17 protein-coding genes are annotated in these 22,628 nt (G+C 70.5%); 10 read left to right on the top strand and 7 right to left on the bottom strand.

Features of this window, described 5'->3' with window-relative positions; genetic code table 11:
• Positions 1-67 precede the first annotated feature (67 nt).
• From AAHG03_RS09215 to AAHG03_RS09190, 6 genes are all read left to right on the top strand, one after another.
• Positions 68-1,267 carry a flagellin N-terminal helical domain-containing protein gene (locus AAHG03_RS09215; RefSeq protein WP_342150329.1) on the top strand — a complete coding sequence of 400 codons (1,200 nt, stop codon included), beginning with the start codon at positions 68-70 and terminating at the stop codon, positions 1,265-1,267.
• A gap of 170 nt (positions 1,268-1,437) precedes the next feature.
• Positions 1,438-3,009: a PepSY domain-containing protein gene (locus AAHG03_RS09210; protein ID WP_342150328.1), complete on the top strand. Its 1,572-nt coding sequence runs from the start codon at positions 1,438-1,440 to the stop codon at positions 3,007-3,009.
• Between the two features lie 222 nt (positions 3,010-3,231).
• Positions 3,232-4,920 (top strand): malate dehydrogenase (quinone), encoded by a 1,689-nt coding sequence (gene mqo / locus AAHG03_RS09205; protein WP_342150327.1) that lies wholly within the window; start codon positions 3,232-3,234, stop codon positions 4,918-4,920.
• 281 nt (positions 4,921-5,201) lie between these two features.
• Positions 5,202-8,261, top strand: a complete 3,060-nt coding sequence (locus tag AAHG03_RS09200) for a penicillin-binding protein 1A (protein WP_342150326.1) — start codon at positions 5,202-5,204, stop codon at positions 8,259-8,261.
• Positions 8,262-8,299: 38 nt separating this feature from the next.
• Complete coding sequence (locus AAHG03_RS09195; protein ID WP_342150325.1) at positions 8,300-9,355, top strand: hypothetical protein; 1,056 nt, start codon at positions 8,300-8,302, stop codon at positions 9,353-9,355.
• Between the two features lie 7 nt (positions 9,356-9,362).
• Entirely contained in the window at positions 9,363-9,722 is a 360-nt protein-coding gene (locus AAHG03_RS09190; RefSeq protein WP_342150324.1) for a winged helix-turn-helix domain-containing protein, read from the top strand.
• A gap of 379 nt (positions 9,723-10,101) precedes the next feature.
• Here the strand turns inward: AAHG03_RS09190 and AAHG03_RS09185 are convergent, their stop codons facing one another.
• Complete coding sequence (locus tag AAHG03_RS09185) at positions 10,102-10,284, bottom strand: hypothetical protein (RefSeq protein WP_342150323.1); 183 nt, start codon at positions 10,282-10,284, stop codon at positions 10,102-10,104.
• 103 nt (positions 10,285-10,387) lie between these two features.
• Positions 10,388-10,756 (bottom strand): DUF4440 domain-containing protein, encoded by a 369-nt coding sequence (locus AAHG03_RS09180; RefSeq protein WP_342150322.1) that lies wholly within the window; start codon positions 10,754-10,756, stop codon positions 10,388-10,390.
• A gap of 255 nt (positions 10,757-11,011) precedes the next feature.
• Between AAHG03_RS09180 and AAHG03_RS09175 the strand changes: the two genes are divergently transcribed.
• Complete coding sequence (locus AAHG03_RS09175) at positions 11,012-11,386, top strand: VOC family protein (RefSeq protein WP_342150321.1); 375 nt, start codon at positions 11,012-11,014, stop codon at positions 11,384-11,386.
• A 73-nt stretch (positions 11,387-11,459) separates the two neighbouring features.
• Here the strand turns inward: AAHG03_RS09175 and rpmG are convergent, their stop codons facing one another.
• Positions 11,460-11,627, bottom strand: a complete 168-nt coding sequence (gene rpmG, locus AAHG03_RS09170) for a 50S ribosomal protein L33 (RefSeq protein ID WP_003602581.1) — start codon at positions 11,625-11,627, stop codon at positions 11,460-11,462.
• A 425-nt stretch (positions 11,628-12,052) separates the two neighbouring features.
• Between rpmG and AAHG03_RS09165 the strand changes: the two genes are divergently transcribed.
• The 3 genes from AAHG03_RS09165 to AAHG03_RS09155 all read left to right on the top strand — a co-directional run bounded on the left by AAHG03_RS09165 (position 12,053) and on the right by AAHG03_RS09155 (position 14,691).
• Complete coding sequence (locus AAHG03_RS09165) at positions 12,053-12,799, top strand: YebC/PmpR family DNA-binding transcriptional regulator (RefSeq protein ID WP_342150320.1); 747 nt, start codon at positions 12,053-12,055, stop codon at positions 12,797-12,799.
• Between the two features lie 304 nt (positions 12,800-13,103).
• Positions 13,104-13,997, top strand: coding sequence for an esterase/lipase family protein (locus AAHG03_RS09160; protein ID WP_342150319.1), 894 nt, complete (start codon positions 13,104-13,106; stop codon positions 13,995-13,997).
• A gap of 313 nt (positions 13,998-14,310) precedes the next feature.
• On the top strand, positions 14,311-14,691 hold the full coding sequence (locus AAHG03_RS09155; protein ID WP_342150318.1) for an exopolysaccharide production protein YjbE: 381 nt from the start codon (positions 14,311-14,313) through the stop codon (positions 14,689-14,691).
• A gap of 353 nt (positions 14,692-15,044) precedes the next feature.
• Here the strand turns inward: AAHG03_RS09155 and AAHG03_RS09150 are convergent, their stop codons facing one another.
• The 4 genes from AAHG03_RS09150 to AAHG03_RS09135 form a co-directional block, all read right to left on the bottom strand.
• On the bottom strand, positions 15,045-16,106 hold the full coding sequence (locus AAHG03_RS09150) for a YcjF family protein (RefSeq protein ID WP_412759732.1): 1,062 nt from the start codon (positions 16,104-16,106) through the stop codon (positions 15,045-15,047).
• The gene (locus AAHG03_RS09145) at positions 16,103-17,548 is read right to left on the bottom strand and encodes a YcjX family GTP-binding protein (protein ID WP_342150317.1); all 1,446 of its coding nucleotides are present in this window, start codon (positions 17,546-17,548) and stop codon (positions 16,103-16,105) included. Before AAHG03_RS09145 ends, AAHG03_RS09150 begins: the two co-directional genes overlap by 4 nt.
• A gap of 246 nt (positions 17,549-17,794) precedes the next feature.
• Entirely contained in the window at positions 17,795-21,094 is a 3,300-nt protein-coding gene (locus tag AAHG03_RS09140) for an ATP-binding protein (RefSeq protein ID WP_342150316.1), read from the bottom strand.
• The gene (locus AAHG03_RS09135) at positions 21,091-22,473 is read right to left on the bottom strand and encodes an O-antigen ligase family protein (RefSeq protein ID WP_342150315.1); all 1,383 of its coding nucleotides are present in this window, start codon (positions 22,471-22,473) and stop codon (positions 21,091-21,093) included. The genes AAHG03_RS09140 and AAHG03_RS09135 overlap by 4 nt, the downstream gene beginning before the upstream one ends.
• Between the last annotated feature and the right edge of the window lie 155 nt (positions 22,474-22,628).

The raw sequence follows: 22,628 nt of genomic DNA, 5'->3' as shown, positions 1-22,628 counted from the left end.
GGAAACCCGTTCGTGCTGAATTAACCTTAATGCCGGTTAGGCATGCGCTTCCAACGGGTAGCCCCTCATGTCTTCCAGCGTCACCCTTTCCGCCGCCACCCGCCAGAACCTGCTCTCGCTGCAGGACACCGCCGCCCTCACCTCGACGACGCAGAACCGCCTCGCGACCGGCCTGAAGGTGTCCTCGGCGCTGGACAGCCCGGTCAACTTCTTCACCGCCCAGGCCCTGCAGGGCCGCTCGGGCGACCTCAACGCCCTGCTCGACTCGATCTCGAACGGCGTGCAGACGATCCAGGCGGCCAACCAAGGCATCACCTCGATCCAGAAGCTGATCGACTCGGCAAAATCCACGGCGAATCAGGCGCTCTCGACCCAGATCACCACCACCGGCACCGCGACCAACGACTACGTCCCGGCCAACGGCACGATCACCTTCTACGTCAACGGCGGCGACGCCAAGAGCGTCGATATCGACGACACGACCACGATCGACCAGGCCATCGCCGCGCTGAACACCGAGGCCGGCACCAAGATCTTCGCCAAGGACAAGTCCGGCCAGAAGATCGTCATGAACGCGAGCGCCGACATCGAGTTCGCCGACACCGACAGCCAGACGCTGCTCGGCTTCACCGCCGGCACCGGCACGGCGCCCGATTACGGCGACGCCACCGTCAAGCCGACGGTGCCCCAGGCCAGCGAACTCACCGTGTCCGGCGTCGACGGCCGCCGCAAGCTCGCCGAGCAGTACAACAGCATCCTGACGCAGATCACGCAGCTGGCGAAGGACGCGAGCTTCAACGGCGTCAACCTGATATCGAACGGCGACCCGTCGAACCGGCTGCACATCGCCTTCAACGAGAAGGACACGGCCAACCTCGACGTCCAGGGCCAGGACCTGACCTCCGACGGCCTCAGCCTCGCGGCGATCGGCCCGAACTCGGGCTCGGGCTCGGTGATCAACGGCCAGGGCAACTTCCTGCTCGACGGCGACATCAAGACGACGCTGACCACGCTCGGCAACGCCACCGACAACCTGCGGGCGGCGAGCTCCACCTTCGGCTCGAACCTCTCGGTGGTGCAGAACCGCCAGGACTTCACCAAGCGCCTCGTCAACATCCTCGACACGGGCGCGGCCAACCTCACCAACGCCGACCTCAACGAGGAGGCGGCGAACTCCCAGGCGCTCTCGACCCGCCAGTCGCTCGGCATCTCGGCGCTGTCGCTGGCCAACCAGGCGCAGCAGGGCATCCTCCAGCTGCTCCGCTGAGGTCATGGCGCTGCCCCTCGGGGGCGGGGCCAAACCATCGCTCGAAGAGCGATGGGCCGTATTCCGGGCGCGAAGAGCGCCCCGCGGAGTGGGCCTCGGCTCCGCCGAGGCCGCCTAACGAAGCGAAGAGCCAAAGCCGCGGACGTGGCTGCCGGCGCTTGAGGCCAAGCATGAAACAGGACGATCGCTCGCGCGATCGTCCCGCTCTCCCCAAGGGCGGCCCGATCGTCTATGGGCCCGGCGGCGGCGCGTCCGCTCTCGGTGTCCCCTTCGTCGGTCTCCCCTTGAACGCTTTCGGCAAGCGCGCCCTGCGCTGGCTCCTTCTCGGCCATCGCTGGCTCGGGATCGTCTTCGCCCTCGTCTTCGCCGTCTGGTTCCTGTCCGGCGCGGTGATGATGTATGTCGGCTTCCCGCGGCTGAGCGAGGCCGAGCGCCGCGCCGCCCTGCCGCCGCTGGCCCTGCCGTCGCTGGCCCTGCCAGCCGGGATGATCGGCCCCGACGCCGCGCTCACGGCTGCGGGTCTCGCCGGGCCGCCCGCCCGCATCGATCTCGGCATGCTGGGCGACGCCCCGGTCTACCGGGTCAGCGCCCTCGACGGCACCCGTACCACGGTCTTAGCCGCCGACGGCCGGGTGATCGACCGGGTCGATCCCGCGCTCCTCCTGACGATCGCAAAGAACCATCCCGCCGCCCGCGCCGTCGAAGACCTCGGCACGGTGACGTGGGACCAGTGGAGCGTGCCGCAGCGCTTCAACCCGCTGCGCCCGTTCCGACTCGTGGCGCTGGGTGATGCCGCCGGCACCCGGCTCTACCTGTCCGAGCGCACCGGCGAGGTCGTCCTCGACACCACGGCCACCGAGCGGTTCTGGAACTGGCTCGGCGCGGTGCCGCACTGGATCTACCTCACGCCGCTGCGGGCTGAGCCGGCGCTGTGGCGCGACGTGGTGCTGTGGGTCTCCGGCATCGCCATCGCGGTGGCGGTCAGCGGATACATCTTGGGCCTGTCGCGGCTGCGGCTAAAACCCCGCTACGCCACCGGACGGACCACGCCCTATCGCGGGGTCTCGGCGTGGCACCATCTCGGCGGCCTTCTGGGCGGCACGGCGCTCCTCACCTTCATCGTCAGCGGCTGGCTGTCGATGAACCCGAACCGCTGGTTTTCGCCGACCATGCCCGACGCCGCGGCGCTCGCGCGCTACGCCGGGGCGGAGACGGCGCCGTTCCGCTTCGACTCGGCCGAGGCGGCCCGGCTCTGCCCGGACCTGAAGGAGGTCCGGTTCACGCAAAGCGGCGGCGTGCCGGTGGCCCGTGCCCTGTGCGGGCAGGCGCCGCCGCGCCCCTGCTGCGGCGGCACCGCGCCGGACCCGGACGCCCTGGCCCGCGCGCTCACGACCCTGATGCCGGGGGAGAGGGCGCCGCGCATCGAGCGGATCGCGGCCGAGGATGCCTACTGGTACGGCGACCGCGAGACGCGTCCGCTCCCAGTGCTCCGCGCCGTCTTCGCCGATCCGGCCGCGACCTGGGTCCACGTCGATCCGGACACGGGCGAGATCCTGGGGCGGATGGACCGCTCGAACCGGGCCTCCCGCTGGCTGTTCAACGGCCTGCACACCCTCGACTTCGCCCGGCTGCCCCGCCCGGCCTGGGACGCGGTGATGCTGCTCTGGCTCTCGGCCGGTTTTCTGGTGGCGGCGACCGGCACGGTCATCGGCTGGCGCCGCCTCAAGCGCCGCTTCGGCTGATTCTTTCGCCCGCGCCTGTCATCCGGCGCCCGCTGAAACCCCTTTCGCCGTCGCGGCCCACGGCCCCGGTATCAAAAGCATGGCAGCCATGCTGACTCATCGCTGTCGATTCAGTCGTCCGCAGGCTAGCGGACGGGGGTCAAATAATTTTTGAGTCGGCCACAAAATAAAATGAAAAATAGTGGGAGCGCCGACCGCAAACTCAGGAATGGGGGACCCTCCATGCACAATCGTTCCAAGCCGCAGGCTCTGCCGCTGAACCGTCGCCAGCTCATCGGCGGCGCGCTCGCGGGCGCGGCCGTGACCGCGCTGCCCGGTGGCCCGCTCTTCGCCGCGGGCGAGGCCCGCAAGGTCGACGTGCTGCTGATCGGCGGCGGCATCATGAGCGCGACGCTCGGCGTGTGGCTGCGCGAACTCGAGCCGAACTGGTCGATGGAGATGCTGGAGCGGCTCGACGGCGTGGCGCTGGAAAGCTCCAACGGCTGGAACAACGCCGGCACCGGCCACTCGGCGCTCGCCGAGCTGAACTACACCCCCGAGGATTCGAAGGGGAACGTGAAGATCGAGAAGGCGGTCGAGATCAACGAGGCCTTCCAGGTCACCCGCCAGTTCCTCGCTTGGCAGGTGCAGCAGGGCGTGCTGAAGAACCCGCGCTCGTTCATCAACTCGACCCCGCACATGAGCTTCGTCTGGGGCGACGAGAACATCGCCTACCTGAAGAAGCGCCACGAGGCGCTGAAGGCGAGCCCGCTCTTTGCCGGGATGGAATACTCGACCGACCCCGAGCAGTTGAACAAGTGGGTCCCCCTGATGATGGAGGGGCGCGACCCGAAGCAGAAGATCGCGGCCACTTGGACGCCGGTCGGCACCGACGTCGAGTGGGGTGAGATCACCCGCCAATACGTCGCCTCGCTGGCCGCCCGCCCGAACTTTTCGCTGCGCACCTCGACCGAGGTCGAGGGCATCGAGCGCAACAAGGACAACACCTGGCGCATCACCTCGAAGAACCTGAAGGACGGTTCGCGCCAGACGGTCGATGCCAAGTTCGTGTTCATCGGCGCGGGCGGCGGCGCGCTGCACCTGCTCCAGGAGTCAGGGATTCCCGAGGCGGCCGATTACGGCGGCTTCCCCGTCGGCGGTTCGTTCCTCGTCAACGAGAACCCGAGCGTGGCCCTACGCCACCTCGCCAAGGCCTACGGCAAGGCCTCGGTCGGCTCGCCGCCGATGTCGGTGCCCCACCTCGACACCCGCGTGCTCGGCGGCAAGCGCGTGATCCTGTTCGGACCGTTCGCGACCTTCTCGACCAAGTTCCTCAAGGAAGGCTCGTATTTCGACCTCTTGACCTCCACCACCACCAGCAACGTCTGGCCGATGGTGCGCGTTGGCGTCGATCAATACCCGCTGATCGAGTACCTCGCCGGCCAGGTGATGCTCTCCGACGAGGACCGCTATCAGGCCCTGCGCGAGTATTTCCCCCACGCCAAGAAGGACGAGTGGAAGCTGGTCCAGGCGGGCCAGCGCGTCCAGATCATCAAGCGCGATCCGGAGAAGGGCGGTGTGCTCAAGCTCGGCACCGAGGTCGTCGCGGCCAAGGACGGCAGCATCGCGGCGCTTCTCGGCGCCTCGCCCGGCGCCTCGACCGCCGCGCCGATCATGCTCGAAGTGCTGCAGAAGGTGTTCGCCGACCGGGTGAAGAGCGCCGAGTGGCAGGACAAGATCCGCAAGATCGTCCCGAGCTACGGCACCAAGCTCAACGCCGACCCGCAGAAGGCCTACGAGGAGCTGGCCTATACCAGCGAGCACCTGCAGCTGACGCCGCCGCCGAAGCCCGGCGCGGTGACGGTCCCGGCCAGCGCCACCCCCGAGACCACGGGCGGCGTGGTGAAGGCCGTGCCGGACATGGCGCCGTAAGCACCACCGCGCTCTCCTCCCCACGGATCTCGGGCTTGCCCGAGATCCGTCTCTTACTTGCCCAGATCGGGCAGGCCCGATCTGGGTGGGGAGGAGTTGGAGGTGGGGGTGGTTCAGGATGGAGCGCCGAGCTTCATCCGGCACCACCCCCACCCCTGACCCCTCCCGCAAGGGGGAGGGGAAAGGTCGGCGTCTCATCATAAATCAGCCGCGTTGTGCGCCGCATGATCGGCGCTTCGGGCGTTTGAGGCCCGCTCGCTCCGGGTTCCCGCGCAGGCTCGATGAACGCCATCCTGATCAAGCTGTTTGCGACCGCGCTGACGCTGAGCCAGGTCACGACGCGGCCTGATGCCATGCGCACCCAGTTCGACCCGGGCAAGGACGGGCCGGAGGTGGTTCGCATCCTGCGCGACGGCTGCGCGCATATGCGCAAAAGCTTCGACATCGAGGACATCAACCTCGACGAGCTGATCTCCACGGCGATGGAGGACCCGAGCGCCGTCGCGGGCGACAACGCGCCGAAAATCCTGCACGGGCTCGATCTGTCCGAGCTGAACACGAGCTACAAGCAGTTCTGCAAGGGCGAGAACCCGGCCAATTCCCCGTTCGAGCCGGGCGCGGTGATCGCGTTCTACAACAACGCCGTGAAGGACCTGCCCTCGGCGGAGGCGCTCCGCGACATCAAGCTCGCCAGCGCCAGCGTGATCCTCGATGCCGCCGGAAAACCCTATTCCGAGACCTTCGAGCCGAACGGGCGCCGCCTCGTCGTGCCGATCGAGGGCGTGCCGGACCTCGTCCAAAAGGCGTTCGTCGCGGCCGAGGACAAGCGCTTCTACCAGCACCACGGCATCGACGAGCGCGGCGTGATCCGCGCCTTCGTCGGCAACCTCGCCTCGCCGGGGCGGCCCGCGGGCGGCTCGACCATCACGCAGCAGGTGGTGAAGAACCTGTCGGTCGGCGACGACGTCACCTACGAGCGCAAGATCCGCGAGATGATCGTGGCCTCGCGCCTGGAGCGGCTCCAGACCAAGCCCAAGATCCTCGGGCTCTACCTCAACGGCATCTATCTCGGGCGCGGCGCCTACGGCATCGAGATGGCGGCGCGCTCGTGGTTCGGGAAGTCGGTGGGCCAACTCACCGTGCCGGAGGCCGCCCTGCTCGCAGGGCTCCCCAAGGGCCCGAACTACTACAGCCCCGACAAGTACCCCGACCGCGCCCGCGAGCGCCGCGCCTACGTGCTGACCCGCATGAAGGAGGACGGCGCGATCACCGAGGAGCAGATGAACGCGGCGCTCAGGAGCGACCTCGGCATCAAGCCTCCGGACACGGCGCGGCGCGATTCCGGCTTCTACCTCGTCGATCATCTGGCGCGGGAATCGCGCACCTTCGCCGGGCTGGAATCGCTGACGAACGCCTCCTACACGGTCCACGCCACGGTCAATGCCGGGCTCCAGAGCGCGCTCGAGGGCGCGATTCAGGAAGGGCTCTCAACCTACGAGCGCGGCACCGGCCGCGCCCGCTACGAGGGGCCGGAACTGAATCTGGCCGAGGCCGTGAAGCGCTTCGAGAGCGCCGCGCCCGCGCCCGAGCCGGAAGCGCCGCCCGCGGTGCCGCAGCCCAAGGGCGTGAAGGGCAAGGCCCTGCCGGTGCCGGCCGCGAAGGCGCCGGCCGTGAAGCCGGCGTGGCAGCGCGCCCTGGAGACGGCCCGCGCCCCGCTCTACGATCTGCGCTGGCCGCTCGCCGTCGTGCTCCAGACGGGCAAGAACGGCATCCGGGTCGGCCTGCCGGACGGCCGCATCGCCAGCCTCGACCCCGGCCCGGCGCGGGCGAAGCTTCAACTCTACGATGCCGTGCGGGTGCGCCTGCGCGAGGGCAAGGGCAGCCTGCGCGCCGACCTGCGGGTGCGCCCGTCCGTCCAGGGTGCTGCCATCGTCTTGGAGAACCGTACGGGAAAGATCCTGGCGATGACCGGGGGCTTTTCCTACCCCCTGAGCCAGCTCAACCGGGTGACGCAGACCGTGCGCCAGCCGGGCTCGACCCTGAAGCCGCTCACCTACCTCGCCGCGCTGAACGCGGGCCTCCAGCCCAACACCCTGGTGATGGACGCCCCCGTGACCCTGCCGCCGATCGGCGGCATCGGCGCCTCGTGGTCGCCCAAGAACTACGACGGCGGCGGCGCGGGCGCGACGACGATCCGGCGCGGCCTGGAATTCTCGAAGAACCTCGTCACCGCCCGCCTGCTGGAGGGCGGCATCGCGAAAAGCGCGCCCCAGAGCCTGCAACGGGTCTGCGACATCGCCCTGGAGGCCCAGCTCTACGCCGAGTGCGAGCGCTACTATCCGTTCGTGCTCGGCGCGCAGCCGGTGCGGATGATCGATCTCGCGAGCTTCTACGCGGCCATCGCCAACGAGGGTGCGCGGCCCTCCGCCTACGCCCTCGAATCGATCGAGCGCGACGGCAAGCCGGTCTACACGCGGCCCGCCAAGGCGCCGGTGCGGATCGGCTCGGCGGATCGCGTCGCGTTCTATCAGCTCAAGACCATGCTCCAGGGCGTGACCCAGCACGGCACCGCCGCCGCGCTCTCGGGCGTCTCGGCCTATGTGGCGGGCAAGACCGGCACCTCGGAGAACGAGAACGACGCGTGGTTCGCGGGCTTCTCGAACGAGATCACGGTGGTGGTCTGGGCCGGCTACGACAACGCCGACGGCGTGCGCAAGACGCTCGGGCGCGGCCAGACCGGCGGCCACGTCGCGGTGCCGATCGCGCGGGCGATCTTCCAGGCGGCCTGGGCCAACGGCGTGCCGCGCACGCCGCTCGCGCCGCCGTCTCCGGAAGCGAAAGCCTACATCGCCGACCTGCCGATCGAGCCCCGCAGCGGCCAGCGGGTGGCGGGCGGCGGCTTCATCGAGCATTTCCGCCTCAAGGACGGGCGCGTCGCCGACACGCAATACGCGCTGGTGCCGCGCGAGACGCTCTACGCCATGCGGCCCGATTCCGAGGACGGCGACGGGGCCGGCGCCGAGGACGGGGCGGATGTCGCCGGCGACATCCTCGGCAACCTGATGGGCGGCGGACGGCGCGACAGCTACGACCCGTTCGGCCGCGACCGGCCGGACGCCGACCCGCGCTACGCCGACCCTCGCTCCGTTGATCCTCGCTCTGTAGATCCTTGGGGCCAGCGCCGCGACCGCCGCGAGGGAGAAAACCCCTGGCCCGGCCGCGACCGCTACGGGCAGGCCAACCCCTCGCCGTTCGGCTCGCCCTTCGAGGACGAGCAGCCGCGCGCGCGCCAGCGCCGCCGCGATCCCGACTACCTGTTCGGCGAAGACCCGCGCTACTGACGCGGGCGCTCGCCCCATCCCCCGATCCGAGGTCCGTCGTGCCCAGGCATCTCCCGGCCGCCCTTCTCGTCGCCGTCACAATGGCCGGCCCGGCCCTCGCGCAGGAGGCCAAGGAGCCCGCGAAGCCGGCCGCGGTCTCCGACCGGGTGAAGGACGTGGCGGCGCTCAACCCCACCGACGCCGCGACGCTCAAGCCCGGCACGGTGCTGTTCCGCGATTCCCGCGAGAGCGCCTCGACGAATCCAGAGAACGGCCTGATCGCCTTCGACGCGTGGAAGAAGGCCCGGCCGGCCGAGGCCGCTGCGCTCATGCCCTGGCCCGGCTACACCGAGCCGGATTACGCCCAGACCCTCAACGGCGTGACCAAGCAGCGCCACGAGACCCTGAAGGTCTACGTCGCCGAAGGGCGGTTCGTGGTGGCCAAGCCCCCTTCGGCCATCGATCTCGCGGCCTACGCCAACCTCGACTTCCTGGCCAAGATGGACCCGGTGATCCGCCACAAGCGGCTGGAGCCCGCGGACGCCACCCCGAACAAGGACCCGGCCGCCGCCTTCGCCAAGCGCCCCGACCGGCCCTGGTGCGGCGCGGGCGGTTCCTGCATCGAGTCGCGCTACGATCTCGAAGGCAAGCTGCCGCTCGGCGTGAAGCTCGCCAACAAGCTCGAACTGGGTTCCTCCAAGAAGGTCGCCGAGTTCGTCTCGTTCCAGAGCGAGCTGCGGGTGCTGCCGCCCACGGAGGCCGCGAACCTTGCCGCGCTCACCCGGATCGAGACCCCGGTGGCGGGCGGGCTCGAACAGACGATCTTCTGGGTCAACCAGATCCTGCGTTTCGGCAAGTTCCTGGCGGTGATGCAGCCCGCGCCGAACGATCCGAACCGCACGGTGGTGACCACCTACATGGCGCTCGCCATCAAGGCCGACGTGCTCGACCGCAAGCAGGAATACGCCCGCGTGCCGGTGCTCAAGAACCTGCTGCCGGTGCAGGTGCTGATGGGCAATTCCTCGTTCAACACCGGCACCTCGATCAGCGCGGGCGTGCCGACCTACGCCCGCAACCGCATCGTCGCCTTCGCCGACGCACTGGCCAAGAACTGAGCCGTCCGTGGCGCGCCTGAGCATCCGCGTCGATCTCGGGCCCGACCACCGGCTCGGCCCCGGCAAGGTGCGGCTGTTGGAGGCCATCGCCGAGCACGGGTCGATTTCGGCAGGCGCACGGGCGCTCGGCATGTCCTACCGGCGCGCCTGGATGCTGGTGGAGGCGATGAACCGCGGCTTCGGCGCGGCTTTGGTCGAATCGCAGGCCGGCGGCCGGGCCGGGGGCGGGGCGCGGTTGTCCGAGCTCGGCACCGAGGTCGTCGCCGCCTACCGCGCGCTCGAGCGGGCGGCGGAGGAGGCCGCGGCCCCGGCCCTGCGCCGCCTCGCGGCCCGCTGCCCGGAGGCGGACCCACGCACGAAAACGTGAGAAATCGTGCCGGATGTTACCCGCGGCGGTAGACGCGTACTGGTATATTGCATACCCTGCCCGGACTCGTTCCTGAGACCGCGAGCACCTCGACCGGCGCGCCCGATGATGGGCGCGCCGTTTTTGTTTGTTTCGGTTGAATGGGTTGGCGGTCCCCTGGTTCGGCCTCGCAGCGGGTGCCGGACATGCCGCGCGTTTCCCCTCCCCCTTGCGGGGAGGGGTAGGGGTGGGGGTCGGGCAGAAGGCAAAGCTCCCGTCTCATCCTGCACCACCCCCACCTCCGGCTCCTCCCCGCAAGGGGGAGGAGAGGCGTCCGTTCCGTTCGCGCGCGGGTGTGAGGACGGCCGTTCGCTCGGGTGGGAGCGCCCCCCAAAAGGAATCAATCCGGCTGGAGCCAGGGCAGGCCGGTGCGCACCAGCATGGTCAGCCCGGCGGCGAGCAGGGCCGCGCCAAGGCTGGTCTCGAACGGGTGCGCGTAGCCGACCCGTTCGAGGGCGGTGCCGGCCGAGGCGATGGCAAGGCCGATGCCGAGGGGGAAGAGGGCGGTGGGCAGCGTGCTCATGGGGCGACCCTACGCCAGCTCGCTTGCGCGAGCATGGCGCGGATCGTCGCCCCGTCGTGAGGATCGCAAAAGGTTCCCTGGTGCGATCGAATTTTTTCGCGTGCTATCGGGCCTGCGACGGCACCGCGATGCGCGGCGTCTGCTGGTGCTGCACCACGCGCCATTCCTCGGGTGCGAGGCGGCGATAGGTCGAGGTGCAGTGCGCCTCGTAGGTCTCGTCGCCGCGCGAGGCCTTCACCCCGTAGGCGATGACGATCAGGCCCTCCTGCGGCCGGGCGATGCGACCGTCCTCGATCTGCACGTTCTCCCAGCGCGGGGTGTCGGCCACCGCCTCGATCGCTTCGGCCCCGCCGAGCACGAAGGGCGGGTGCGGCAGGGCCATCAGGCATTCGTCGTCGACGAGTTCGCGGTAGCGGTCGGCGCCGCCCTCCCACAGGCTCTTCTCGAACGACCAGACGCGATTATCGTCCACTTCCACTCTCCCGATCCGGCGGCGTGACGAGAGAAGACCGCTCCGCACCGATCGTTCCGGCCGACGCGACGGGCCGCCTGCGGCACGGGCGCTCGTTGATCGCCGGCCGGATCGCTCCCATCTGAAGGTCTGCCGCCCTATTCCCCATCGCCGCGGTCGAGCCGTCACCGGCTCCCGTGTGCGAGCGCGCCGGCCGCCGTGTTCGCCCCGTTCACGCGCGGCCGGCGCGTCCCCGCCCTTGTCCGGAGAGGCCGCATGTTCACCCACGTCATGATCGGCAGCAACGATCTGGAGCGGGCGAGGGGCTTCTACGACGCCACCTTCGCGGCGCTCGGCGGCCGGCCCGGCCGGATGGATGATCGGGGCCGGCTGATCTACGCCCACGAGGGCGGTCGGCTGATGATCACGACGCCGATCGACGGGCGGCCCGCGACCGCGGCCAATGGCGGGACGATCGGCATCATCGCGCCGAGCCGCGCGCATGTGCTGGCGTGGCACGCGGCGGGCATCGCGCAGGGCGGCGTCGCCATCGAGAGCCCGCCGACCGAGCGGCCGAACGGCGCCTTCGTCGCCTATCTGCGCGATCCGGACGGGAACAAGCTCACCGCCCGGACAGCGCCGACGCGCTGAGGTCTCGGACGTAAAAAAGCCGCCACGCGAGCGTGACGGCTTTTCAATTCGCTTGAGTGGAAGCGTAGAAAACTTACTTGATCTTGGCTTCCTTGAACTCGACGTGCTTGCGGGCGACCGGGTCATACTTCTTCATGACCATCTTCTCGGTCTGCGTGCGCGAGTTCTTCTTGGTGACGTAGAAATAGCCCGTGTCGGCGGTCGAGACGAGGCGGATCTTGACGGTGACGGCCTTGGCCATGGCTGGCGCTCCCAGTGCGGGTTGTCGGACACGATTCGCGATCGTGGCGGCGCCCACGCGAAACGCAAAAGGCCGGGACACCCCGGCCGAATTCCGCGGGGTGAATGCCTGACGGGGGCTGCTTCGTCAAGGTGGAAGCGTGCGGCAGCACCGTGTGGCCGGGCGCGAAGAGCGCCCTGCGGAGCGGCCTCGGCTTGAGCCGAGGCGTCTAGCGGAGCGAGAAGCCTAAGGCCGCGGACGTGGGCGCCGGCGCTTGAGGCCAGGAAGGAAAAGGGGCCATCGCCGCAGGCGTTGGCCCCGACGCGTTGCTTCGGGATACGCGTGCATCCTATAAGCGGCCCTCCCGACACACCCCGCGCGTGGCGTCGAGGATCCCGTAAACGGGAGCCCTCCGCCCCCGGCGAACGAGAAGAAGAGGTCCCGCCATGGCCGGGCATTCCCAGTTCAAGAACATCATGCACCGCAAGGGCCGCGTCGATGCGGTCCGCTCGAAGCTGTTCAGCAAGCTCGCCCGCGAAATCACGGTGGCGGCCAAGCTCGGCACGCCCGATCCGGCGATGAACCCGCGCCTGCGCGCCGCCGTGCTCGCCGCGCGAGCCGAGAACATGCCGAAAGACAACATCGAGCGCGCCATCAAGAAGGCGACCGGCGGCGAGGGCGAGAACTACGAGGAGATCCGCTACGAGGGCTACGGCCCCGGCGGCGCCGCGCTGATCGTCGAGGCGCAGACCGACAACCGCAACCGCACGGCCTCCGACGTGCGCTCGGCCTTCACCAAGTCCGGCGGCAGCCTCGCCGAGACCGGCGCGGTGGCGTTCATGTTCGACCGGGTCGGCGTGATCGCCTATCCGCCGGAGGTCGCCGACGCCGACGCGATGCTGGAGGCCGCCATCGAAGCGGGCGCCGACGACGTGCGCTCGGACGCGGACGGCCACGAGGTCACCTGCGCCCAGGACGCCTACGGCGAGGTCTCGAAGGCGCTGGAGGCCCGCTTCGGCGAGCCGCGCCGCACCGGCCTGATCTGGAAGGCGCAGAACGCCATCGACGTCGACGACGAGACCGGCGAGAAGCTGATCCGCCTCGTCGAGGTGATCGAGGACCAGGACGACGTCCAGAACGTCTACGTCAACTTCGCCCTGTCCGAGGCGCTGATGGAGAAGATGGGCGCCTGAGAGGCCCATCTCGTTTTTTTCAGAACAACCGTCGTCATTCCGGGGCTCGCCGCAGGCGAGAACCCGGAAGCCACCCGTGATGCGACGCTGAACGATGAGTTGCGGCCAGTCGTGGATTCCGGGTTCCGCTCCGCGGCCCCGGAATGACGGCCGCGGGTCTGAAAGCTCCGGTCGTCATCCGCCGTCGAAGCACAACTCCCGAAAAGATGGTGCGCAATTTGTCGCGCGGGCCCCGTTCGTCCCGCGCTCTATCTGCTGCCACCGCCGCAGCCTCGCGGCGCGCGAAGGCCTCCTCTCTCCCACGATGCACGACGATCCGGTCATCATCGGCATCCATGGGCTGGCCAACAAGCCGCCGCGGGAGGAGAAGCAGGCGTGGTGGCGCCAAGCCATCGAAGAGGGCTTGCGGCGCAACCTCGGGCGCGCGCCGCCCGACGTGCCGTTCGAGTTCGTCTACTGGGCCGACCTGCGCTACGACGCGCCGGTGACGCCGGAGCGCAACCGCGAGCCCTATTACCCGGCCCGCGGCCGAAAGCCCTTCCCGAGTCCGAACGGCAAACCGCCCGGGCCGAGCCTGACCGACCGGTTCTACCGCGCGCTGGAATGGATGCAGGAGAAGACCGGCCGCCTCGTCGTGGACGACGCCTTCATCGAGTACCGCCTCGACGACCTGTGGGGCTACTACAAGGACGCCGCCTTCCGCGCGGATGCCCGCGACCGCCTGCGCGCGGTGCTGGCGCGCCACGAGGGCCGCACCCTGATGCTCGCCGCCCACTCCATGGGCGGGCTCATCGCCTACGACGTGCTGCGCCTGACCGAGCGCCAGGGGCCGCGCCCGCGGGTCGCGCATTTCGTCACCATGGGCTCGCCGCTGGGGCTCGCCGAGATCAAGCACCGCATCGGCGCCGAGCACGGCGATGTGCGGGTGCCGAGCGCGGTGGCGCGCTGGACCCATCTCGGCGACCGCGACGACGTGGCGACCGTGGGCACCGATCTGGCCGAGGCCTACGCGCCGAACCCGGACGGGGTCCGCGTGGTCGATTGCCCGGTGATCAACGCCTACCGGCGCCCCCGCGGCGGGCGCAACCCGCACAAATCCTACGGCTACCTGCGCACGCCGGAGTTTTCACGGGCCGTGGCCGATGTCCTCGACGGGGCCACGGCATCCCGAGGCGTCGAGGCCGACGCCTCGGCGTGAGAAAAACCGCTAGCGGTCGGGAAACTTCGCATCCCCCGTCGGTTTCGGGGGCAGACACCGTCGGCGCGATCCGCCGACGCGACCCGTTCTGCCCTTGGCCTGCTTGTGTCGGCTAGTAGACGCTCGCCTGCGATTTTGACGCATCTTGTTTTGAGAAACTCGGTATTCCCTTCGTGGAACGGCGCCTAAGGCCGGCAATCCCGGGACGAAGAACAATTTATTGCGGGAGAATTCGGGAACTTAATTTTCCTTAATCGCTTTCCCCGGTCGAACCGGTCGCGCGACCGGCAAGACAATCCCGGAGGATAGCCACGTGACGCTCACCAAGACCCTTGCCGCCGCCACCGCGCTCGCCTTCATGGCCGGTTCCGCCTTCGCCGCGCCGTGCAACACCGGCAGCACCGCCAAGGCCCCCGACCAGAACTCCAAGGCCGAGAGCAGCACCGCCAAGGGTGCCGACGCCGGCTCGAAGAACCTCGCGGGCGGCCAGCAGCCGGCCTCGCCGGGCACCGTCGGCGCGATGAACAATGTCGGCGCCGGTCAGGGCGTGGGCGACAAGCCCGGCTCGGAGCAGACCGCCATGGCCAAGAACAACGCCGGCGGCAACCAGCCGGCCGCCCCGGGCACCGTCGGCGCGATGAACGCCACCGGCGCCGACCAGAAGCTCGGCGACAAGGGCGGCAACGACTGCTGATTCTTTTGGGTTTCGCGTTCGCGCGAGACCGGTCGAGAGCCCTCGCACCGCATGGTGCGGGGGCTTTCTTATGCTGGCAGGTAACGAAGCGATCCACTTCCCGGCTGATCGCTGCGAAGGCCGCTCCTCCCCTCTCCCCGCACGCGGGGAGAGGGTCGCGACGACCCTGTCGTCGGCGCGACAAGCGGTAGCGGGGGTGAGGGGGACTCGACGGATGAGGCTCGTCCTGAATCGCCCTCTCACCTTCGGCTGCCGCCTCGCTTTATGCCCCGACGAGGGGGCATGAAGCCCTCTCCCCGCACAGCGGGGAGAGGGGATGCACGCTGCCGGCGTGATTCACTGAAAAACGCCCGCTACTTCTCCTCGCCGTTCCCCCGAAACAGCTGGCCCGCCACGTCGTTGACGGTCGGCGGCGTCGCCCGCACGAAGGGCAGGGGGCGGCAGACCGCGATTGCCGCGAGGCCGAAGCGGGCGGTCATCAGGCCGTTGAGCACGCCCTCGCCGAGCTTCGCCGAGACCCGCGCGGCGAGCCCGAGGCCCAGCACCTGATGCAGCATGCCCTCGCCCACCGCCATGCCGCCGGTGACGGTGAGGTGGGCGAACGCGGCGCGGGCCAGCCGCAGGAAGCCGAGGAGGCCGGGGCGTCCGCCGTAGATCGCCGCGATCCGGCGCAGCAGGCGGGCGGCGGAGTAGACCACGAAGGCCACGTCCACGATCGCCCGCGGGCTGAGCGCCGTCACCGCCGAAACCTGGCTCGCCGCCTGGGCGATGGCGGCCTTGGCCTGACGGTCGAGGGGGCTCAGCAGCTCGCCCTCGGCGAGGCCGAGCCGGTCGTCCACGTCGAGGATGGCGTCGCCCACCGCGTCGAGGCGCTTGATGCCGGCGCTCAGCGCCGGACGGTCGGCGTAGAGGCCGCGCAGCTCCTGTACCACGCCCTGCGCCGCGGTGTGGTCGCGGGCGGTGAGCGCTGCCAGCGCCCGCTCGCGGAGGTGCTCGATCTTGCGCTCGCGCCAGACGCCGAGCGCCTCGCGGCCGACGATGGCGAGAAGCGCCACGCCCGCGATGGCCACGAGGGCGAGCGCGACCCAGCCGAGCCAGGGCGCGGTGGCGAACAGGTCGGAGATCAGCCGCTCCAGCGACAGCCCGACGCCGATGGCGACGAGGCTGCCGAGCGCACTGAAGAAGATCGACAGCCAGGGCGGGCCGCGCCGGGTCGCGACCGGCACCGGCACGCGGTCGGCGGCCTCGACGATCTCGAACGGCTCGTCGACGAAGCGGATGTCGGGGGCCGGCTTGGGCGGCGCCTCGGTCCGAGTCTCTTGCCGCGGCTCGGCGGACGCCGCGGGGGCGGGCTCGGTGCCGGGGAGGCGGAAGGCGCGGGGGCGCGGGCCTTGGGGGCCGGGAGGCGTCGTCACGTCAGCTTGTCCCCGATGAGGAACTGCATCGCCCGGTCGAGCCGGATCTGCGGGAGATGGCCGGGCCGGCCGATGGCGTCGGGCTTCGCCACCGGCGGGCGGAAGCGCGGGAAGCGGAACGCGCCCGGCGGGATCGCCCCGTCGAGCACGCTCTGCACGTCGGTCGGCAATTCGCCGGGAAAGATCGCGGCCTCGACGAGCCCGTCGAAGGTGTCGTCGCCGATGGTCTCGCCGGCCTCGGGCGTCCCCGACACCGCGCGCAGAATCTCGCCGCCGTCGTGGACGGTGGTCTCGCGGGTCGCCCGCACCGAGGCCAGCGCCACGGTGCCGACGCGGGCGCCCGCGGCCTCGGTGCGGCGCATGGCGCGGGCGACGAGCAGGCGTAAGAGCGCGTCGAGCCGGTCGTGGCTCGACTGGTGCAGGTGGTCGGCCTTGGTGGCGGCGAACAGGATGCGGTCGGCCCGCGGCGCGAAGAAGCGCGTCAGCAGGCTGTTGCGCCCGACCCGGAAGGCGAGCAGCACGGCGTCCAGCGCCTCTTCCAGTTCGGCGAGCGCGGCGGGGCCGGCATCGACCGCCGAGAGCACGTCCACCAGCACGATCTGGCGATCCACCCGCTGGAAATGCTCGCGGAAGAACGGCTCGACCACCTTGGATTTGTAGGCCTCGAACCGGCGCTCCATCAGGGCGCCGAGGCTGCCGGGGGCCTGCACCTCCTCCAGCCGGTCGAGGGGAGCGAAGGTCAGCATCGGCGAGCCGGCGAGATCGCCGGGCATCAGGAAGCGCCCCGGCGGGGTCGTGGCGACGGATTCCGCGCCCGCGCGAAGGGCCGAGAGATAGGTCTTGAAGGCGTTGGCGGCGCGCTCGGCCACCACCTCGTCCAGCGGCGCGGCCGGATCGAGCCCGGCCATCTCGGCGAGCCAGGGCGCGGCGATGGCAGCGCGGCCGGCCCGGCGGGTGCCGAGGATCGTGGCGCGCGACCACGCGACGTAGCTCTGGTCGAGCAGCGCCAGATCGAGCAGCCACTCGCCGGGATAATCGACCACGTCGAGCATCAGCGTGCCGGGCCCGGTGCGCCAGCCGCCCGCGCGCTCGTACTCGATGGCGAGCCGCAACTGGCTGATCCGGTCGGTCGAGCCCGGCCAGCGCCGCGCCTCGGTGAGCGCGGCAAAATTCTCCTCGAAGGGAAAGCGCGGCACGTCGTCGTCGGGCTGGGGCACGAGGCGGGCCCGGCGCAGGCGGCCGGCTTGCGCCGGCTCGAAGGCCGGCAGCGCGTGGCCCTCGACGAGGTGGTGGACGAGGGCCGTGGTGAACACCGTCTTGCCCGAGCGGGCGAGCCCGGTGACGCCGAGCCGCAGCGTCGGCTGGATCAGGAGATCGCTGGAGGCTTCGGCGAAGGCCTTGATCGCGGAACCCGCCTGGGCGGCGTAGTCGAAGAGGGGCAAGGCGGGAGGCTCGGGGAGGCGGGATGAAGCTCGTCACAGGTGGCGCGGGGTGGGGCCGATCTCAAGGGTATGGGTTTCCCTCCCCGTCATTCCGGGGCCGCGTCAGCGGAACCCGGAATCCACCCGTGATGCGCGGTGCCCGACTGCAGACGGACCGTCGCGGCCAGTCGTGGATTGCACGCCTCCGGCGCGCCCCTTCGGGTCCGGGTTCCGCTTCGCGGCCCCGGAATGACGGGCGTGAGAAGCTTACGCCGCCCGCAGCGCCCGAATGGTCCCCAGCGTGTCGCGGCGCAGCGCCGAGAAATGGCGGATCAGCGGGAGGACGTCGCCGCCGCTGCGACAGGCGGTCTCGATCTCGCGGCAGAGCGAGGAGATGCCGACGAAGCCGAGCACGCCGGCCGCCGCCACCATGGCGTGGGCGTCGTAGGCGAGTTGGGTGCGGTCGAGGTCGGTCTCGGCCAGCGCGGCGGCGGCGGCGAAGCGGTGGTCGAGTTCGGCCTCCAGCAGGCTCAGCAGGGCGAGGATGCGCTCGCGGCCCATCATGTCGCGCACGGTGGCGTAGGTCTCGTGGTCGAGGATCGGCACCGCGGGGGCCGGGGCGATGGCCTCGCTCGTGCGGCGGGCGGCGCCCTGGCCGCGCCAGCGCTCGATCACGGCGTAGAGGTGGGCGCGCTTGAACGGCTTGCCGACATGGTCGTCCATGCCGGCCTCGATCAGCTCGCGGACCTGCTCGTCGAGGACGTTGGCCGTCATGGCGACGATCGGCACCCGCGCCATCGGGCCGGGCAGCGCCCGGATGCGGCGGGTCGCGGTCAGCCCGTCCATCACCGGCATCTGCAGGTCCATGAGGACGAGGGCGTAGGGGTCGTCGCCCTCCGCCTCCAGGGCGGCGACCGCTCGGGCGCCGTCACCGACGATGTCGATCCGGTAGCCGCGGGCCTCCAGCACGGCGCGGGCGAGTTCTTGGTTGAGGATCACGTCCTCGGCGAGCAGCAGCCGGGCGCCGCGCTTGGCCGAGGCCGGCAGCGCGGCCTGCTCCGGGGGGGCGGAGGGCACAAACGGCGCCGGTTCGGCGCGGGGTTGGGCCAGTGGCAGGGTCAGGGTGAACCAGAAGGTCGAGCCCGCGCCCTCCCGGCTCTCGACGCCGATGCTCCCGCCCATCATCGTGACGAGGTCGCGGCAGATGGCGAGCCCGAGGCCCGAGCCGCCGAAGCGCCGGCTGATCGAGCCGTCCACCTGGCTGAAGCGCTTGAACAGGCGGCTCTGCTGGGCCTCAGCGATGCCGATGCCGGTGTCCTGCACCTCGAAGCGTAAGGCCTCCGCCGCCTCGCCGGTGGGCAGGCGCACCGGCCCCTCGGCCCGCACGGTGAGCGTCACGGAGCCTGCGGGGGTGAACTTCACCGCGTTGTTGAGCAGGTTGAACAGCACCTGCCGCAGGCGGTCGGCGTCGCCCTTGAGGGATTCGGGCAGGCGCGGATCGAGGCGCGCCTCCACCGTCAGCCCGCTCTTGAGCGCGCCGCCGCGCATGATCGCCACGGTGTCGTCGACGAGGTCGCGCAACGAGAACGCCACCGGATCGAGTTCGAGCCGGCCCGCCTCGATCTTGGAGACGTCGAGCACGTCGTTGACGACGGTGAGCAGGGCCTCACCCGAGACGCGGATCAGCTCCAGGCGGCGGTGGTCCTCGGGGTCGTGGTCGGTGCGATCCAGCAATAGGTCGGCGTAGCCGAGGATGCTGTTGAGCGGCGTGCGGATCTCGTGGCTCATCAGGGCCAGGAACTCGCTCTTGGCCGCGCTCGCCCGCTCGGCCTCGGCGCGGGCGGCCTGGGCCTCGTCGGTCAGCGCGCGCAAAGCCGCCTCCGCCGCCTTGCGCTCGGTGACGTCGAGGTTGAGCCCGATCATCCGGTAGGGCCGGCCGTTCGCATCGTAGAGGGTGCGGCCGGAGGCGTAGAGCCATGTGGGGCCGACGCGGAACTCGGCGATGAGGCGACCCTGGCTGTCGATGGCGCGGTGGATGCGGTCCCAGGTCTCGACCACGTCGTCTGTGTTCACGGTCGCGGTCCATTCGGCCGTGGTCAGGCCGCGGGGCTCGCCCGCCTCCGGCAGGCCGTAGAGGCGCAGGCTCTCGGGCGAGAGCGTCATCGTGCCGGTGCGCATGTCCCAGTCGAAGGTGCCGGCGCCCGCGCCCTCCAGCGCGATGCCGAGCAGCCGGCCGGTCTCCTCCACGGCGAGCCGCGCGGTGACGATCTCATCGACGTCGAGCGCCGTGCCGATCCACTCGATCACCGTGCCGTCGGCCGGGTGGTGGACCGGGGTCATGGTCAGCTTGTGCCAGCGATAGCTGCCGTCGCGGCCCCGCAGGCGCCACTGCCCGTCATAGCCCCGGCCGGTGGCCCGGGCCGAGCGCCACGCCGCGTCGAGGAGCGGCGCGTCGTCGGGGTGGTTGCGCGCCACGCGCTCCAGCCGGTCGGGGCCGATCGGGCCGTAATAGCCCTCGAACCGGGCGTTGGCGTAGGTGGCCGCGCCGTTCTCGGGATCGACGGTCCAGACCAGCAGCGGCAGGGTATCGGCGAGGCTGCGGTAGCGCAGTTCGCTGCGGCGGATCTCGGTCTGGATGCGCCGCCGGTCGGTCACGTCCATCAGGAGGCCGAACAGCCCGATGATGCGGCCCGCCTCGCGCTTGCAGGTGCCGCGCAGCATCACGTCGCGCGCGGCCCCGTCGGGGCGGGCGAGCCGGGCCTCGAACTCGAAATCGCCGCCCCGCTCCAGCCCTGCCGCCAGCGCCGCCTCGACCGCCGCACGGTCGTCGGCGTGGAACAGCTCCGGCAGGCTCGGCGGCGGCGCGTCCGGGTCGAGGCCGGCGATGCGCAGCAGGCTGTCGGAGTAGCGCGGTCGCAGCTCGGCGAAGTTGACCCGCCAATGGCCGACCTCGGCCACCTGCTCGGCCATGCTGAGCAGCGCGTTGGCGGCCCGGCGCTGCTCGATCTCGGCGCCCTGCGCCCGGATCGTGCTCTCGTGCCCGCGGCGCAGCTCGGTCTCGCGGGCGAGCGCGACGTTGTCCCGGTGCAGCCGCAGATGCGCCGTCACGGTCTCGGCGAGGTCGCGCAGAGCCGTCTCGTCCTCGGCGGAGAACAGGCGCGGGTTGGGGTCGATCAGGCAGAGCGAGCCGATCCGCAGGCCGGGGCCGAGGCTCAGCGCGATGCCGGCGTAGAACACGATCCGCGAGGCGCCCTCGCCGAGGTCGCCGCCGGCGAAGCGCGGGTCGCGGCGGGTGTCGGGGATGACGAGCACCCCGTCCTGCTCGATCGTGTGGGTGCAGATCGAGCCCTCGCGGGGCCGCTGCGGCGGCAGGACCATGGAGCCGGTGCAGGATTTCAGCCATTGCCGCTCGGCGTCGATCAGCGAGACGTAGGCCGTGGCGACGCCGAACAGGCGCTGCGCCGTCCGGCAGACGGCGTCGAAATGCGCCTCCGGATCGGTGTCGAGGATGTGCAGCGCGTGGAGCGCCGCGAGGCGCTCGGCCTCGCTCGCCGACGGGGTGCTCACGGGCTCCGACTCTCTCCAGTCGCCGCCCGCCCGTGCGGGTGCGACGCACCAGCATAACCGTTGCCGTCCCGGCCGTCCCCTGCCGCGGCCGCATGCGTCGCCCGGGGCACCGCATCGTGATCACGACCGCGTGATTCCCAGCGCAGGCGCGCGGCCTCCAGCGCCCAGACCATGCCCAGCATCATGTAGACGTGGCGCCACTTCTCCACGTCGATCTGCATCGCCTGGACGAAGAACATCAGCAGCGCCGGGAACACGATCTGCGCGTAGGGGCGGTAGGGCGAGGCCCGCGCCATCAGCCGGAAGCCGACGAAGCTCGTCGCGGCCACCAGCGCGATGAAGACCGCGCCGCCGAGCCAGCCGCCGTTGGCGAAGCTGCCGATGTAGGAATTGTGCGGCTCCAGCCCGAAGATCTGGCGCCAGCGCAGCGGGCCCATGCCGAGCGGCTCGTCGAGCAGCATCGACATGCCGCGGATCTGGTTGCCGAAGCGCCCGGTCTCGCCCTCGTCGTAGTCCTGGGTGACGGTGGCGCGCGACTCGAAGGTCTTGGCGACGCTGTCGATCGACAGGAGGCCGACGAGCGCCGCCGCCCCCAGGCTCGCGGTGACGAGGCCGAGCAGCACGATGCGCCGCCGCATCGCCCGCGACCGGCTGGTGACGAAGACGAAGCCGACCATCAACCCGGTCGAGACCAGGGTGGCGCCCCAGGAGCCGCGGGAGAAGGACAGGAGGGTGCCGGCCAGGATCACCAAGAGGCAGGCGAGCGCCAGCACCGGATGGCGCCCGCGGCCCGTCAGCAGGCCGTGGGTGAGGGTGAGGGTACCGAGTATCAGGTAGGAGCCGAACACGTTCGGGTCCTGGAACGTGCCCGAGGCGCGGCCGTAGCGCGAGAACAGGTCCTCGATGCCGAGCAGTTGCAGGTAGCCGACGATGCCGAGCCCAGCCGAGAGCACGCAGCTCGCCGTATAGGCTTTCAGCGCGAGGTCGAGCCGACCTTGCGTGTCGTCGGCGTAGAGCATCGCGAAGAACACGGCGGTGATGACGAGGTAGCCGAGCTGGATCGTCCACGTCAGCGGCAGCGGCTCGCTGACATAGGGCAGCAGCGCCACCACGATCGCCGAGAGGTAGAGGGCGAGCAGGAACACCAGCGGCACCGCCCCCCGGTGCAGCCGGACGCCGAGCGCCAGCCACAGCAGCATCGTCGGCAGCGCTATCAGGTCGTAGGGCGAGGCGTCGGAGAAGGCGAAGCAGGCGAAGAAGATGAAGGCGGCATGCATCGCAGCTGCGAAGCCGTGGATCACCCGGATCGCGGGGATGCCGGCCCAGGCTCCTTCGCGCCAGCGCGGGAGCGGGGCGGCCGTGAGGCTCGCTGTGGTCATCGACGCCGACGAAAACTCCGGGGCGCGGGCCACTCTACGCCGGTCCGCCGCCGGGCCGGATCACACCACCGAAAGGTTGAGGTTTGCCCAACGGGCCGGCCGGGGCACGCGAGAGACGCGTGTTCCAAGTCCGGGAAGACGAGGAAAAATTTAAT

The sequence above is a fragment of the Methylorubrum subtropicum genome (genome assembly GCF_038442325.1).
Classification (GTDB): domain Bacteria; phylum Pseudomonadota; class Alphaproteobacteria; order Rhizobiales; family Beijerinckiaceae; genus Methylobacterium; species Methylobacterium subtropicum.
Note: the sequence above shows the minus strand (reverse complement) of the source record. Positions and strands in the feature narration are given on the sequence as shown.

Coding starts and splice junctions, on each gene's coding strand:
- AAHG03_RS09175 (WP_342150321.1), top strand. CDS start 11,012: ATGTTCACCCACGTCATGATCGGCAGCAACGATCTGGAGCGGGCGAGG.
- AAHG03_RS09210 (WP_342150328.1), top strand. CDS start 1,438: ATGAAACAGGACGATCGCTCGCGCGATCGTCCCGCTCTCCCCAAGGGC.
- rpmG (WP_003602581.1), bottom strand. CDS start 11,627: ATGGCCAAGGCCGTCACCGTCAAGATCCGCCTCGTCTCGACCGCCGAC.
- AAHG03_RS09215 (WP_342150329.1), top strand. CDS start 68: ATGTCTTCCAGCGTCACCCTTTCCGCCGCCACCCGCCAGAACCTGCTC.
- mqo (WP_342150327.1), top strand. CDS start 3,232: ATGCACAATCGTTCCAAGCCGCAGGCTCTGCCGCTGAACCGTCGCCAG.
- AAHG03_RS09165 (WP_342150320.1), top strand. CDS start 12,053: ATGGCCGGGCATTCCCAGTTCAAGAACATCATGCACCGCAAGGGCCGC.
- AAHG03_RS09185 (WP_342150323.1), bottom strand. CDS start 10,284: ATGAGCACGCTGCCCACCGCCCTCTTCCCCCTCGGCATCGGCCTTGCC.
- AAHG03_RS09200 (WP_342150326.1), top strand. CDS start 5,202: ATGAACGCCATCCTGATCAAGCTGTTTGCGACCGCGCTGACGCTGAGC.
- AAHG03_RS09135 (WP_342150315.1), bottom strand. CDS start 22,473: ATGACCACAGCGAGCCTCACGGCCGCCCCGCTCCCGCGCTGGCGCGAA.
- AAHG03_RS09160 (WP_342150319.1), top strand. CDS start 13,104: ATGCACGACGATCCGGTCATCATCGGCATCCATGGGCTGGCCAACAAG.